General features: G+C 63.7%; 14 protein-coding genes. 9 read left to right on the top strand and 5 right to left on the bottom strand.

Annotated elements, in window-relative coordinates:
* Positions 1–85: 85 nt before the first annotated feature.
* Genes ACQCSV_RS14360 through ACQCSV_RS14350 form a run of 3 tightly spaced genes read left to right on the top strand, consistent with a single transcriptional unit; the run spans position 86 to position 3,679 of the window.
* The gene (locus ACQCSV_RS14360) at positions 86–1,015 is read left to right on the top strand and encodes an ABC transporter permease (RefSeq protein WP_354153415.1); all 930 of its coding nucleotides are present in this window, start codon (positions 86–88) and stop codon (positions 1,013–1,015) included.
* Positions 1,005–1,949 carry an ABC transporter permease gene (locus ACQCSV_RS14355; protein ID WP_354153416.1) on the top strand — a complete coding sequence of 315 codons (945 nt, stop codon included), beginning with the start codon at positions 1,005–1,007 and terminating at the stop codon, positions 1,947–1,949. The genes ACQCSV_RS14360 and ACQCSV_RS14355 overlap by 11 nt, the downstream gene beginning before the upstream one ends.
* Positions 1,946–3,679, top strand: coding sequence for an ABC transporter ATP-binding protein (locus ACQCSV_RS14350; protein ID WP_354153417.1), 1,734 nt, complete (start codon positions 1,946–1,948; stop codon positions 3,677–3,679). Before ACQCSV_RS14355 ends, ACQCSV_RS14350 begins: the two co-directional genes overlap by 4 nt.
* A 76-nt stretch (positions 3,680–3,755) precedes the next feature.
* Here the strand turns inward: ACQCSV_RS14350 and ACQCSV_RS14345 are convergent, their stop codons facing one another.
* Positions 3,756–4,610, bottom strand: a complete 855-nt coding sequence (locus ACQCSV_RS14345) for an SGNH/GDSL hydrolase family protein (RefSeq protein ID WP_426938651.1) — start codon at positions 4,608–4,610, stop codon at positions 3,756–3,758.
* Positions 4,611–4,879: 269 nt separating this feature from the next.
* Here ACQCSV_RS14345 and typA point away from each other — a divergent pair, with 269 nt between their 5' ends.
* Positions 4,880–6,808, top strand: a complete 1,929-nt coding sequence (typA, locus tag ACQCSV_RS14340) for a translational GTPase TypA (RefSeq protein WP_354153419.1) — start codon at positions 4,880–4,882, stop codon at positions 6,806–6,808.
* Between the two features lie 86 nt (positions 6,809–6,894).
* Here the strand turns inward: typA and ACQCSV_RS14335 are convergent, their stop codons facing one another.
* Positions 6,895–7,140: a hypothetical protein gene (locus tag ACQCSV_RS14335; RefSeq protein ID WP_354153420.1), complete on the bottom strand. Its 246-nt coding sequence runs from the start codon at positions 7,138–7,140 to the stop codon at positions 6,895–6,897.
* Between the two features lie 134 nt (positions 7,141–7,274).
* Here ACQCSV_RS14335 and fdxA point away from each other — a divergent pair, with 134 nt between their 5' ends.
* The 3 genes from fdxA to ACQCSV_RS14320 all read left to right on the top strand — a co-directional run bounded on the left by fdxA (position 7,275) and on the right by ACQCSV_RS14320 (position 10,276).
* Positions 7,275–7,601, top strand: a complete 327-nt coding sequence (gene fdxA / locus ACQCSV_RS14330; RefSeq protein ID WP_056344030.1) for a ferredoxin — start codon at positions 7,275–7,277, stop codon at positions 7,599–7,601.
* Between the two features lie 13 nt (positions 7,602–7,614).
* Positions 7,615–8,763, top strand: a complete 1,149-nt coding sequence (gene dapC, locus ACQCSV_RS14325; RefSeq protein ID WP_354153421.1) for a succinyldiaminopimelate transaminase — start codon at positions 7,615–7,617, stop codon at positions 8,761–8,763.
* Between the two features lie 229 nt (positions 8,764–8,992).
* Entirely contained in the window at positions 8,993–10,276 is a 1,284-nt protein-coding gene (locus ACQCSV_RS14320) for a citrate synthase (protein ID WP_354153422.1), read from the top strand.
* 83 nt (positions 10,277–10,359) lie between these two features.
* On the opposite strand, the gene galE is transcribed toward ACQCSV_RS14320, so the two are convergent.
* Positions 10,360–11,373, bottom strand: a complete 1,014-nt coding sequence (gene galE / locus ACQCSV_RS14315; protein WP_354153423.1) for a UDP-glucose 4-epimerase GalE — start codon at positions 11,371–11,373, stop codon at positions 10,360–10,362.
* A gap of 64 nt (positions 11,374–11,437) precedes the next feature.
* Here galE and ACQCSV_RS14310 point away from each other — a divergent pair, with 64 nt between their 5' ends.
* Entirely contained in the window at positions 11,438–12,049 is a 612-nt protein-coding gene (locus tag ACQCSV_RS14310) for a TetR family transcriptional regulator C-terminal domain-containing protein (RefSeq protein WP_354153424.1), read from the top strand.
* Between the two features lie 94 nt (positions 12,050–12,143).
* Positions 12,144–12,755, top strand: coding sequence for a hypothetical protein (locus tag ACQCSV_RS14305; protein WP_282328775.1), 612 nt, complete (start codon positions 12,144–12,146; stop codon positions 12,753–12,755).
* 39 nt (positions 12,756–12,794) lie between these two features.
* Here ACQCSV_RS14305 and ACQCSV_RS14300 read toward each other — a convergent pair whose 3' ends face one another.
* Positions 12,795–13,652, bottom strand: coding sequence for a hypothetical protein (locus ACQCSV_RS14300; RefSeq protein ID WP_426938650.1), 858 nt, complete (start codon positions 13,650–13,652; stop codon positions 12,795–12,797).
* A gap of 7 nt (positions 13,653–13,659) precedes the next feature.
* Positions 13,660–14,700 (bottom strand): 2,3,4,5-tetrahydropyridine-2,6-dicarboxylate N-succinyltransferase, encoded by a 1,041-nt coding sequence (gene dapD, locus ACQCSV_RS14295; RefSeq protein ID WP_354153426.1) that lies wholly within the window; start codon positions 14,698–14,700, stop codon positions 13,660–13,662.
* Positions 14,701–14,719 lie beyond the last annotated feature (19 nt).

Genomic DNA, 14,719 nt, shown 5'->3' with positions numbered 1-14,719 from the left:
GTCAACAGCCGGGCCCCCATTGTCCTGTACGGCAGGAAGGCACAAATGAAACTCAGCACGTACCTCCCGGAAGGCCGGTGATCCAGTGGTCCGCTTTATTCTGCGACGACTCCTTCAGGTGATCCCGGTCTTCATTGGCACCACCCTCTTGGTCTATTACATGGTGTTCGCCTTGCCGGGTGATCCCATTGCTGCACTCTTTGGCGACCGGCAGCCACCCCAGGCCGTCATCGATACTCTGCGCAGCCAGTACCATCTGGACGAACCGTTCTGGGTCCAGTACGGAATCTTCCTCAAGAACCTTTTCACCTTTAACCTGGGCAACGACTTCACAGGCCAGCCAATTGCAGCCACCCTGGCCCGGGTCTTCCCGGTGACCGCAATGCTCGCTGTGGAGGCGCTCATCATCCAGGCCGTGTTCGGGGTGGCCTTCGGAGTATTCGCAGGACTCCGCCGCGGCCAGTGGTTTGACTCCACCGTGCTGGTGGCGTCGCTGGTTGTCATCGCGGTTCCCACTTTCGTTCTTGGCTTCGTTTTCCAACTGATATTCGGAGTCCGGCTCGGATGGGCGAAACCGACCGTCGGCGCAAGCGCGGACTGGGGCAACCTGCTGCTTCCTGCAGTGGTTCTGGGACTGGTGTCGTTTGCTTACGTACTGCGCCTGACGCGCGCGTCGGTCAGTGAGAGCATGAACGCCGACTACGTCCGGACCGCCACGGCCAAGGGCCTCTCGCGTCCCCGAGTGGTGTTGGCCCACATCCTGCGCAACTCGCTGATCCCTGTGGTGACCTACTTGGGGGCGAACCTTGGCGGACTGATGGGCGGCGCCATTGTCACTGAAGGCATCTTCAACGTTCCGGGCGTAGGTAATAAGCTCTACCAGGCCGTCTTGCGGACTGAGGGCCCCACCATCGTTTCCATCGTCAGCGTGCTTGTGCTGGTCTTTGTGGTGGCTAACCTGCTCGTTGATCTTCTGTACGCCTGGCTCGACCCGAGGATTCGTTATGATCAGTAAAAACAGCCATTTTGTGGCACCCATGGAAGAAACACCCCTGCTGGCCACGGATGACCTGAAAACCGATCAGGCGCCGCTGAGCCTGTGGGCCGATGCCTGGCGGAAACTTCGCCGCAGGCCCCTGTTCATCATTTCCAGCCTGCTCATCGTGGCATTGACGGTAATTGCACTCTTCCCGGGCCTTCTTTCGACGGTGGCACCAAACGACGGCTGCGAGCTGGCCAATTCTGAAGCCGGTCCCGCTGCGGGGCATCCTTTCGGTTTCACGTTCCAGGGTTGCGACATCTACTCGCGGGTTGTCCACGGGACTCAGGCCTCACTCTCCGTCGGTGTCCTCTCCGTGATATGCGTCCTGATTGTCGGTGTCACTTTCGGCGCACTCGCCGGATTCTACGGCGGCTGGCTTGATACCGTTCTCGCCCGTCTCGGTGACATCTTCTTCGCGTTGCCCTTGATCCTTGGCGCGCTCGTTATTACTCAATTGCCGGCGTTCCGGACCAACAAGAGCGTATGGACCGTCGTGATGGTCATTGCGCTGCTTTCATGGCCGCAGATGGCGCGCATTACGCGCGGTGCAGTCCTGGAGGTGCGCAATGCGGACTTTGTCACCGCTGCCCGGGCTTTGGGGGTCTCCAGGTTCGGTGTTTTGGTCCGGCACGTCCTGCCGAACGCGTTGGCACCCGTCATTGTGCTCGCCACATTGGAACTCGGCGTGTTCATTGTGGCCGAGGCCACGCTGTCATTCCTGGGGATCGGGCTGCCGGAAGGTGTTATGTCCTGGGGGCACGACATCGCCGCAGCGCAGTCCTCAATTCGGACCAAGCCGGAAATCATGCTGTATCCGGCGGCGGCCCTGTCCATCACCGTCCTGAGTTTCATCATGCTTGGCGATGCCGTGCGTGATGCCCTAGACCCGAAGAGCCGGCAGCGATGAGAGATAAGAAGTTGACAAGTCCTGACATTCACGTCGCCGAGGCCGGATCTTCAGGAACCACGCCCCTGCTCGAAATCCTCGACCTCGCCATCACCTTCAAAACCGGCAGCGGCGATGTCCAAGCGGTCCGCAACGCGCACCTGACCATCATGCCGGGTGAAACCGTAGCCATCGTAGGCGAGTCTGGGTCCGGAAAATCCACCACGGCACTTGCCGCAATCGGACTCCTGCCCACGAACGGGAAGGTGTCCGGCGGACAGATCCTGCTCGATGGCGAGGACATCGCCCACGCAAGCGAAAAGCGGATGATTGAGCTGCGCGGCAACACCATTGGCATGGTTCCGCAGGATCCGATGTCCAACCTGAACCCCGTCTGGAAGATCGGTTACCAGGTCAGGGAGACGCTGAGGGCAAATGGGCGTCCCAGCGGTCCGGATGATGTTGCCAAGGTTCTGGCCGAGGCGGGCCTCCCGGATGCCCGCCGGCGCGCCAACCAGTACCCGCACGAGTTTTCCGGCGGCATGCGGCAGCGTGCGCTGATTGCCATCGGCCTGTCCTGCCGGCCGCGGCTGCTGATCGCTGACGAGCCGACGTCCGCCCTGGACGTGACCGTCCAGCGGCAGATCCTGGACCACCTTCAGACCATGACCCAGGGGCTGGGTACGTCGGTCCTGCTCATTACCCATGATTTGGGACTCGCAGCCGAGCGTGCGGACAAGGTAGTGGTCATGTACCGGGGCAACGTTGTTGAGGCGGGTCCGTCGCTGGAACTTCTCCGGAATCCGCAGCACCCGTACACCCGGCGGCTGGTTGCTTCGGCACCGTCCCTTGCATCACGGCGGATCCAGGTTGCCAAGGAACTCGGCGTGGGAACGGATGAGCTGCTCGCCCCAAGCGAGGCGGTAGTTCAACCGGCCCCAGCCGATGCGGAATTCCTGCAGGTCCGGGACCTCACCAAGGTCTACAAACTGCGCTCCGGGGTTATCAAGGCCACGGACTTCACTGCCGTGGATAACGTGTCCTTCAGCGTCAAACGCGGAACCACCACTGCGATTGTGGGGGAGTCCGGCTCCGGAAAGTCCACTGTTGCCAAGATGGTCCTGCAGCTGGAGAAGCCCACCGCGGGCACTATCCTGTTCGACGGTGTTGATACGTCGGTGCTGAAGCCCGCGGAGCTTTTCAAGTTCCGGCGGCGGGTGCAGCCGATTTTTCAGGACCCCTATGGTTCGCTGGACCCGATGTACAACATCTTCCGGACCATCGAGGAGCCGTTGCGGGTCCACAAAATCGGCGGCAAAGCCAGCCGGGAGAAGAAGGTCCGCGAACTGCTTGACCAGGTGGCCCTGCCGCAGTCCAGCATGCAGCGGTACCCGAACGAGCTGTCAGGCGGCCAGCGGCAGCGTGTTGCCATTGCCCGTGCCCTTGCGCTGGATCCCGAGGTGATCATCTGCGACGAGGCCGTATCCGCGCTGGACGTCCTGGTCCAGGCACAGGTACTGAACCTGCTCGCGGACCTGCAGGCGAACCTCGGACTCACCTACCTCTTTATCACCCACGACCTGGCCGTGGTGCGGCAGATTGCCGACCACGTCTGTGTGATGGAAAAGGGCAAGCTGGTGGAGACCGGTTCCACGGATAACGTCTTCGAGTCCCCTCAGCAGGAATACACGAAGGCACTGCTCAACGCCATTCCCGGTGCGAAGCTGATGCTTCCGCCCGAAGTGGCCTGATCGGGCCGCAGTATCCCGAGTTAAGGATGGAGCCGGTGCCTCAGGGCACCGGCTCCATCGCCATTTAAGATTCTGTTCAGTCCGCCGAGGTGAGTGCGGAGGCTGTTGCCGGGACCGTGCCGTCCAGCGCCGGGCCTTCGAGCCCCAGCTGCCGGAGCCTGATTTCAAGCAGCCCGCCCAGTGACCTGCGGCCAGCGGCATCCATGTGGACGGCATCTGCCAGGTTCTTCGCGAGGTTGTATTTCGACAGCCAGTCGCCCACGCCCACAAACGGAAGGCCGTGCCTGGCCGCCACAGTGCCGAGAAGCGCGTCCACTTGCGTCCTGCGCCCGCCGCCGTAGTTGGCGCCGCGGGCCAGGGTGCCGATCATGGCCATCCTGGCGCGTGGATAGCGGTCCTTCAGCGCAGCGATCAGACGGTCGGCGTTGGCCACAATCTGGGCATCCGTGGCCCCCCGCGCGGCATCGTTGCCGCCGCCCTGGATGACGATCAGCGCGGGCGTCCCGTAAGGCAGCTTCCAGTCACCGCGCTGCAAAGCGTCGATGTAGTTCCCCGTCTTGCCGTTGGACGCCACGAATCCCGTCCCGCCGAGCCCGCAGAAATGGACCTTGTAACCGATGGCTGCAAGGCCAAGCCGCGGCCAGCCGTCGGCGGGCTCGGATTGGGAGTCGCCGATCAGGAGGGCGGTGTGGCGCATGTCCGGCACTACAACCTCATCACGTCCGCTGGCCAGATTGCGGTACACAAAGCCGTCAGGCAAGCCGATCGGTTCCCTGCCGCCGGCTTGGTATCCGCCGGCCGCGGCTTCCCGAACCGGGAATGGCACGCCGGAATCCGGTGTGGCTGCTGGGGCCTTTCCGCAGCCGCCCAGGAGCGCGGCTATCGCGATTCCAGATGCGACAAAGCGGGTAAGAGCCGAGGCTTTTCGCATCAGGGATTCTCCGGGCTTGCTGTGTTATCACAGCAATGATCGGCCATCAAGTCACAAAAATCCAGTGAGCTTGATCACTCTTTGAGGCATGGCGCGCCGAAATTGCCCACCGGACGAACTGGACCGATCCGAAATTTTTTAGGCCAAAATAGGCCCAGCGTCTAGAATGAGGTAAGGAGCCCTGTGTTATTGGGCTAATCCGTCGTGCGTTCCGGTTGGAAATGTCGCGATACAACAGCTGACTTCACCACTGAATCGAGCACTTACGCATGTCTGAAACCACCACCAACACCGCGGTAGCCACTGCCTCACGCAGTGACCTCCGCAACGTCGCGATCGTGGCCCACGTTGACCACGGCAAGACCACACTGGTCGACGCCATGCTCAAGCAGACCAACTCTTTTGCCGAACACAACCACCTCGAAGACCGCGTGATGGACTCCGGCGACCTGGAGCGCGAAAAGGGCATCACCATCCTGGCCAAGAACACCACCGTGGCCTACAACGGACCGTCCTCCAACGGTGAAACCATCACCATCAACGTCATCGACACCCCCGGCCACGCCGACTTCGGCGGCGAAGTGGAGCGCGGCCTGTCCATGGTGGACGGCGTTGTGCTCCTCGTTGACGCATCCGAGGGCCCGCTGCCCCAGACCCGCTTCGTGCTGCGCAAGGCCCTGGCCGCGCACCTGCCTGTCATCCTCCTCGTCAACAAGACGGACCGCCCCGACGCCCGCATCGAGGAAGTTGTCCACGAATCCATGGACCTCCTCCTGGGCCTCGCCTCGGACCTCGCTGACGAAGTTCCGGACCTGGACCTCGACAAGATCCTTGAAGTTCCGGTTGTCTACGCAGCAGCGAGGGTGGGCCGCGCCTCCCTGGACCAGCCCGCCGACGGCTCCGCTCCGGACAACGAAGACCTTGAGCCGCTGTTCAAGACCATCATCGAGCACATCCCGGCCCCGACGTACAACCCGAACGGCGTCCTCCAGGCACACGTGACCAACTTGGATGCCTCTCCGTTCCTGGGCCGCCTTGCCCTGCTTCGTATCTACAACGGCACCCTGCGCAAGGGCCAGACCGTTGCCTGGGCCCGCGCCAACGGCGAGCTCAAGAACGTCAAGATCACCGAGCTGCTGGCCACCAAGGCACTGGACCGTGTTCCCACCGAGTCTGCAGGCCCGGGCGAAATTGTCGCCGTTGCCGGTATCGAGGAAATCACCATTGGTGAGACCCTGACTGACGTCGACAACCCGCAGCCGCTGCCGCTGATCACCGTGGATGATCCCGCGATCTCCATGACCATCGGTATCAACACCTCGCCGCTGGCCGGCCGGGTCAAGGGCGCCAAGGTCACGGCCCGCCAGGTAAAAGACCGCCTGGACAAGGAACTGATCGGTAACGTCTCCATCAAGGTTCTCCCCACCGAGCGTCCCGACGCCTGGGAAGTCCAGGGCCGTGGCGAGCTGGCCCTTGCCATCCTGGTTGAGCAGATGCGCCGTGAAGGCTTCGAACTGACTGTCGGCAAGCCGCAGGTTGTCACCAAGACCGTCGACGGCAAGATCCACGAGCCGATGGAACACATGACCATCGACGTTCCGGAAGAGTATCTCGGCGCCGTCACCCAGCTGATGGCCGCCCGCAAGGGCCGCATGACCAACATGGCCAACCACGGCACCGGCTGGTGCCGCATGGAGTTCATCGTTCCGGCCCGTGGCCTGATCGGCTTCCGCACCAAGTTCCTCACCGACACCCGTGGTGCCGGCATTGCTTCCTCCATCGCCGAGGGCTACGAGCCGTGGGCCGGCCCCATCGAGTACCGCACCAACGGTTCGATCGTGGCTGACCGCTCTGGCGTGGTCACCCCGTTCGCGATGATCAAGCTCCAGGAACGCATGTCATTCTTCGTGCAGCCCACCTCCGAGGTCTACGAAGGCATGATCGTTGGCGAGAACTCACGCGCCGATGACATGGACGTGAACATCACCAGGGAAAAGCAGCTCACCAACATGCGCGCAGCGTCCTCGGACACCTTCGAGAACATGACCCCGCCGCGCAACCTGACTCTGGAAGAATCCTTGGAATTCGCCCGCGAAGACGAGTGCGTTGAGGTGACCCCGGAGTCCATCCGTATCCGGAAGCTCATCCTGGACGCCAGCGAACGCGCCAAGGCCACCCGCGCCCGCGCCAAGGCGTAGTCCTAAATCGCACGTCACCGAAGCTGCCGGTACGGCGGGCGGGATTCCCGCCGTCGTGCCGGCAGCTTTTTTGTGTCAGGAGAGCGTCAGTTGCGGACGCGGGCGGGGCGCCGCTCCGGTGCTGGCGGCACTTCCTTCGCAGCCACCACAAGGTCCAAGGGGATCACGACGTCGGCCTTCCGCGTGCGGACCGTGGAGCCGCCGTCGTCAGTTGCCACCAAGTACCCCAGTGCATCGGTCAGGCCGCCGTCGATCCGGTAGCGGACTACAACCCGTGTTCCGGGCGGGGCGCTGGCCAGAAATTCTCGGGGCGTAGGCTGGGCGGGACTCACCAGTTCATACTAAGGCGGCCGGCTAGGTTCGCGTGGATGGGCTGGGAGATAATAGGCTCAGAAGTCAACAGTCCGGCCGGTGCCGGATTCAAGTGCCGGCCATTGCCGGGAAATATCGTGGAGAGGCAAGGGACGTGACGTACGTAATCGCGCAGCCGTGTGTAGATGTCAAGGACAAGGCATGTATTGAGGAGTGCCCCGTTGACTGCATCTATGAGGGTGAGCGTTCCTTGTACATCCACCCCGACGAGTGTGTCGACTGTGGTGCCTGTGAGCCGGTCTGCCCCGTGGAGGCCATCTATTACGAGGATGACACTCCTGAAGAGTGGGCTGACTACTATAAGGCCAACGTCGAATTCTTCGATGACCTGGGCTCGCCCGGCGGCGCCGCGAAGGTGGGCAACACGGGCAAGGACCACCCGATGATCGCCGCCCTGCCGCTCCAGAACCAAGACCACTGAGCCGGGCAGCGCGTTGACAGCAGCCGTGAACAGCTTCGGCCTGAGCCTGCCCGACTACCCCTGGGAGGCCATGGCTCCGTACCTGGCCAAAGCAGCTGAGCACCACGGCGGGGCCGTGAACCTATCGATCGGCACTCCCGTCGACCCTACTCCCGCACTGATCCAGGCTGCCCTCAAGGCCGCCGCGGACGCGCCGGGATACCCTACCGTTCACGGCATCCTTCCCTTGCGGGAAGCCATTGCGGCGTGGTTTGAGCGGCGCCGCGGCGTCCCCGGCCTGGACCCTAAGAACGTCATGCCCACCGTCGGCTCCAAGGAACTGGTGGCCTGGCTGCCGCTCCTGCTCGGGCTGAAGCCGGGCGACGTCGTCGTCCGTCCCAAGGTTGCTTACCCCACCTATGACATCGGGGCTACGTTCGCCGGCGTTACCTCTGTGGCTACCGACAACCTTGACGAGTTGGACCACTCCACGCGCTCCCGCGTGCGGCTGATCTGGGTGAACTCGCCGGGCAACCCCACCGGAAGCGTTAGGGGCGTTGAGTCACTTCAAGCCATTGTGGCGCAAGCCCGCGAACTGGGCGCTGTGGTGGCGTCGGACGAGTGCTACGCCGAACTCGGGTGGGGCGCGTGGGACGCACAGCGAGGCGGCGAGCCAGTTCCCAGCATCCTGGATCATCGCGTTTCCGGCGGGTCTCACGAGGGTCTCCTGGCCGTGTACTCGTTGAGTAAGCAGTCCAACGTGGCAGGCTACCGCGCAGCGTTCGTGGCCGGTGACCCGGCCATCATGGCTAGCCTCGTCAACAGCCGCAAGCATGCGGGCATGATCGTCCCCTACCCGGTGCAGGAAGCAATGCGGGTTGCGCTGGGCGATGACACCCACGTCCAGGCCCAGAAGGACCTGTACCGCGGACGCCGGGAGCGCCTGATGCCGGCACTGCAGGGTTTCGGGCTAGAGATCAAGGATTCCGACGCCGGACTGTACCTTTGGTCCACCGCCGGAGATAGCACCTGGGACACGGTGGCGCGGCTGGCTGAGCGGGGCATCGTGGTGGGTCCAGGCGTCTTTTACGGCGAGGCCGGAAACGGGTTTGTGCGTGTCGCCCTGACCGGCACGGATGAGCGGATTGACGCGGCCGTGGCCAGACTGGCCACGACGCCGTAACAATCATGTGACTCGCGCCACAAAGACGGCATTTTACGGGGGTTTTCCGCGCCTCCGATTAGTGACACCCGCAATCGGGCGGTACTTTTTAAGTGACTATCAATGGTGGCTTTCTACAAGAAGGCAGCCCGGGTGTTGGATTCCTGGAAGAACAGGGTCAGTGCCGCGGCTCACCGGATGTTGGATCAAGCTTTCGACAGAGGCCTACGCGCCTCATGAAGGGGACTCCATGACTGAGACCAACAGTGCAACACTGCACCATGCAGGAGGCGAGCTCAAGCTCCCGCGCATCCAGGTTGTTGAAGGAAACGAAGGCTACGACGTTTCCAAGCTGCTCAAGCAGACGGGCGCAGTCACCTTTGACCCCGGCTTCATGAACACCGCAGCAACCACGTCCGCTATTACCTACATCGACGGCGATGCCGGCATCCTGCGTTACCGCGGGTACCCCATCGAACAGCTGGCGCAGCACTCCAGCTTCCTCGAGGTGTCCTACCTGCTGATCTACGGCAACCTGCCGACCGCCACGGAACTGGACGCCTTCGACCAGCGGATCCGTCACCACACGCTGCTGCACGAAGAGCTCAAGGGCTTCTTCAGCGGCTTTCCCCGTGATGCTCACCCGATGCCTGTGCTCTCTTCGGCCGTGTCGGCACTGTCCACGTTCTACCAGGACTCGCTGGATCCGTTCAACGCTGAGCAGGTAGAGGTCTCCACGTACCGGCTGCTGGCCAAGATGCCGGTCATCGCCGCCTACGCCCTCAAGAAGAGCATCGGCCAGCCCATGCTGTACCCCGACAACTCCCACAACCTCGTGGAGAACTTCCTCCGCCTCAGCTTCGGCCTTCCCGCCGAGCAGTACGAAGTGGACCCGGTCATCGCCAAGGCGCTGGACCTTCTCCTGATCCTGCACGCCGACCACGAACAGAACTGTTCGACGTCCACGGTGCGCCTGGTGGGCTCCTCAAACGCCAACCTCTTCGCCTCGGTGTCGGCCGGCATCAATGCCCTCTTTGGTCCCGCACATGGCGGCGCCAACGAGGCAGTGCTGAAGATGCTGCGCCAGATCCAGGCCGACGGCACCAAGCCGGAGGATTACATGGAGAAGGTCAAGAACAAGGAAGACGGCGTCCGCCTTATGGGCTTCGGACACCGCGTCTACAAGAATTACGATCCGCGTGCCAAGATCGTCAAGGCCACGGCCCACGAGATCCTCAGCAAGCTCGGCGGCAACGATGAACTGCTTGAGATCGCCATGCGCCTGGAAGAAAAGGCGCTGAACGATGACTACTTCATCCAGCGCAAGCTCTACCCGAACGTGGACTTCTACACCGGCCTGATTTACAAGGCCATGGGCTTCCCCGAGAAGATGTTCACCGTGCTGTTCGCGATCGGCCGCCTGCCGGGCTGGATCGCCCAGTGGCGTGAAATGATCAGCGACCCGAACACCAAGATCGGCCGCCCGCGCCAGCTGTACATCGGCGAGCCCGAGCGCGACTACCCGGTCCGCTAAGAGCTCCGCTACAGAACAACGCGGGGTCACTTACGGCCCATCCCGAGCTTCGGGACGGGCCGTAAGTGACCCCGCGTTGCTGCTTAAGCGGAGTAGCCTTGGGGGTTGTTCTTCTGCCAGCGCCAGTGGTCCTCGCACATCTGGTCCACGGTCTTGGTGGTGGACCAGCTCAGGTCGGCGAGGGCGGAGGTGGCATCGGCCCAGAAGGCCGGGAGGTCGCCGGCGCGGCGTCCGGTGACCTCGTAGGCGATGGGCTGGCCCACGGCCTTCTCGAAGGACCGCAGGACCTCCAGGACCGAGGACCCCTTTCCAGAGCCCAGGTTCCAGCGGTAGACGCCTGGGCGGTCGGCAACGTGGTTGAGGGCGGCGACGTGGCCTTCGGCGAGGTCGACGACGTGGATGTAGTCCCGCAGGCAGGTGCCGTCAGGTGTGTCGTAGTCGCCGCCGAAAACCATGAGCTTGTCACGGCGACCCACGGCCACCTGGGCGATGAAGGGCACCAGGTTGTTGGGGATGCCCTGGGGATCCTCGCCGATGCGGCCTGACGGGTGTGCGCCCACCGGATTGAAGTAGCGCAGGAGGGCTATGTGCCAGCGGCTGTCAGCGGCGCCCAGATCGGCGAGGATGTCCTCGATCTGTTCCTTGGTGCGGCCGTACGGGTTGTTGGCGCCGATCTCCATCTTTTCCACGTAGGGGATGGGATTGTGCTCCCCGTACACGGTGGCGGATGAACTGAAGACGATGGAGCGGACATCGTGGCGGTCCATGACCCGGATCAGGTTCAGGGTTCCCACGAGGTTGTTGTAGTAGTACTTGAGGGGTTCGCGGACCGACTCGCCCACGGCCTTGAGCCCGGCGAAGTGGATCACGGCGTCGATTGTGTGGACGGCAAAGACGCCTTCGACGGCGGCTTCGTCCACCAGGTCCACGTTGTGGAATTCCGCGGTCTTGCCGCTGAGTTCGGCAACCCGGCGCAGGGACTCCTCGCTGGAGTTCACCAGGTTATCGATCACCACCACGTCGTGGCCGGCTTCCTGCAGGGACAAGACTGTGTGCGAACCGATGTACCCGGTGCCACCTGTGACCAGAATTTTCATGCCTCTACGCTATCCCAGTTCCGGCGATGAGTGGATTTAAGCACGGGTGTGCTAAATACTAAAGGTGCCTAAACTTGTTGATGCCGAAGCCCGGCGCGCAGAAATCGTTCAAGCGGTCTTCAGGATCATCGCCGGCGACGGCCTCGAGCGTGCGTCCCTGCGGGAGGTGGCCGACGAAGCCGGCCTCGCCGTGGGCTCCGTCCGGCACTACTTTGCCGGCAGCGAAGAGCTGCTCAGCCATTCCTTTGCCGCGGTTGTGGATCGGATCATGGTCCGCCTCACAGCGGCATTGCCGGCGATGGCCGCCAGCGTACCCGGGACCGGCCCGCATCGTGAAGCGGTTTTAACCCTGTTGAGTGAATTTCTGCCGCTAGACGAGGAACGGGCGGTGGACGCCTGTGTGTGGATGGCCTTCAAGAACGCGGCCAGGATCCGCCCCTTCCTCGCAGCCGAGGCCGATCGGAGCCACCGGGAGGTGGCCGCCGTGGTCGGGCAGGTCATCACCGCACTGGTACCGGACGACGGCGACGGGCAGCAGTCGCTGGCGGTCGAGGCGGAGAGGCTGCTGGCTACGCTGGACGGGCTGTGCATGCACGCCCTCCTGCAGCCCGCCTGGATGACGGCACAGATGTGCCATGACGTCCTGGACCGGCACCTGAAGAGCCTGGCCGCCTGACGTTACCGTCCGGTGGCATCGGGAATAGACTGGGAGCCGGGGGAGCGGAACCGGCTGGTCAGGCCGGTACAGGCAGGCCACAGGAGGAGTAGGGATGCATCACACAGGTGGTTCCGGCTGGCAGATTACTACGGATACGTCCGGGCCTCTGATGATCGCGCTCTTTGTCCGCGATGCGGCAGGACTCGACGGCGCAGGCCACCCCGCGTTGTCGAATACCGCGCCGAAGATCCGCCCTGCCGACCACTCGCATCTCACCTCCGACGTCGGCGGGCTGAGCGCCCTCAAGACCGAATGGGAAGCCTGGTGGGAGCAGCTGCTGAAGGCGCATCCCCAGACGTCACCTGAGCTGTCCCCGCCGGATTTTGGGGAATTCGGAAATTCCCCGGCCCTCCAGCGCGTCCTGCAGGCGCATTTCGGGTCCGCCCTGACCTGGGCACGGGAGCGCCGCAGCGAGTACGCCAGGCTGGAAGCCGAACGGGTGGCCAGCGGTTCGGACCAGCTGTTGGGCGACATGGTGGATGACCGCCTGCTGGAGGTCGGCCGGGGGTCACGGGACTTCACCCTGACCATCATCGAACTGCCTCTGAACGAACAACGGGCGTGGTATTTGGAGCCGGACAAGATCATCATGAGCCATAACCTCATGTCCGCGCCGGAGCTCTTCCGCAGCTACGTCCAGCCCGTGGTGGACATCCTGGTCTGAGGTTCCGCGGTCACCACGCTGGCCTCAGTAAACGGGCAGTCAGCGGCCGGTGCCGGCCGGTGCCACAGTAATGCTGACCTGGCCGGCCGGAGCGTCAGATTCCCGCCAGCCGCCCTGATCCTCACGGTCCCAGCTGCGGCCGGCAACGTCCACACGCGTTACCGCCAGGCCCTTCGCGTTGGCAACTGCCCAATGCGCCACGGACCATGCCTGGGTGCCGTCAGCTTCCACCACGAGGGACTCAATTTCCGTGGTGATCGCAAGCGGCCCGAACGCCAGGGCGAGCTCGGACTCGACGGCGGCGGGGATGCCCGGCTCCTGCGGCGCGCGCAAAGTGCACAGCACGGAGGCGGGCGTCTGGCCGGTCAGGCCGGACGCGAAGAAGCGGCCCATATCTTCGTGTTCTGCGTAGGCGAGGGGGTATGCCGAGCGCTGGACGCGCTGTGCGGCATCGGTGATCTCCAAGGACTCATAGCCGGGAATCTTGACCAGTGCATCGTAGAACGCATTGGCAGCGTAGTACGGGTCCATGATCTGGGCCTCGGTGCCCCACCCCTGAGAGGGGCGTTGCTGGAAGAGTCCGCGGGAGTCAGGGCCAGCATGGTCGCCATGGCCGATATTGCGCAGCTTGGATTCCTGCATGGCGGTGGCAAGAGCGATGCTGGCTGCCCGGGCAGGCAGCCCACGCTGCACTGCCACCGCTGTGATCAGTGCGGCGTTAACTGCCTGGTCCGTTGCAAGCTCCGCGCGCTGGGTTCCGACCTCGGCCGTGCAGCGCTCCGTGACCAGGGTTTCGGAGCGCTGCAGGAAGGAGGCCGCAGTGTAGATTCCGGCGCCCGCCAGCGCCAGGGTAAGCAGCAGCACGCTGGGGCGAACGAAACTGCGACCACGTGCCACCGACAGGTCAGTTGGCGTGGAGGGCGTGGTTGAGTTCCACCGTCTGGCCCTTGCGCGGCAGCACCTCTACGGCGCCGGTGGTGGAGTTGCGCCGGAAGAGGAGGTTGGGGACGCCGGACAGCTCGGCTGCCTTCACGATCGTGGCGGTGTCTTCGCCGTCCTCGTCCTTGGGCCCGGGAACAAGCACTCGGGTTCCAGCGGTGACGTAGAGGCCTGCCTCCACCACGGAGTCATCGCCCACGCTGATGCCGACGCCGGAGTTGGCGCCCAGCAGGACGCGCTCACCGATGACGATTTTTTCCTTGCCGCCCCCGGAGAGGGTGCCCATGATCGACGCGCCGCCTCCCACGTCGCTGCCGTCGCCGGCCACGACGCCGGCCGAGATGCGGCCTTCCACCATGGAGGCGCCCAGGGTGCCGGCGTTGAAGTTCACAAAGCCTTCGTGCATCACGGTGGTGCCTTCGGCGAGGTGGGCACCGAGGCGGACGCGGTCGGCGTCGGCGATCCGGACACCGGAAGGCACCACGTAGTCCACCATGCGCGGGAACTTGTCCACGCCGTAGACGGTGACGGCACCACGGCGGCGAAGCTTGGCGCGGGTCAGCTCGAAGCCTTCCACAGCGGCGGGACCGAAGTTGGTCCACACCACGTTGGGGAGCTTGCCGAAGACGCCATCCAGGTTGATAGTGTTGGGCCGGACCAGCCGGTGGGAGAGGAGGTGCAGGCGGAGGTATGCATCGGCGGTGTCGGCCGGAGCTTCATCGAGGTTGATCTGGACGAAGACCACCTTCTGCTCGGTCCCTCGGTCCGCGTCGGAGCCGCTTTCGGCGAGCTGGACCAGGGTTTCGTCCGCATTCTCCACGGCGCGCAGGTTATCGGCCGCAACACCCAGTGCAGGCGCGGGGAACCAGACGTCGAGGACGGTGGCTTCAGAATTTTCCCCACCGGTGGCAGTAGCGATGGTTGCCAAGCCGAAGCCGTAGGCGGAGCGGGCTTCGGAAGTTGCGTTTTGGTTCTCGGGCGCGGCGGAAGTAGCAGTCTCAGTCATGGCCCCAGTCTATCGAGGC

It is taken from the genome of Pseudarthrobacter sp. S3 (assembly GCF_050156905.1).
GTDB lineage: Bacteria > Actinomycetota > Actinomycetes > Actinomycetales > Micrococcaceae > Arthrobacter.
The sequence above is the reverse complement of the archived record's forward strand: the minus strand, read 5'-3'. Positions and strand labels throughout refer to the sequence as shown.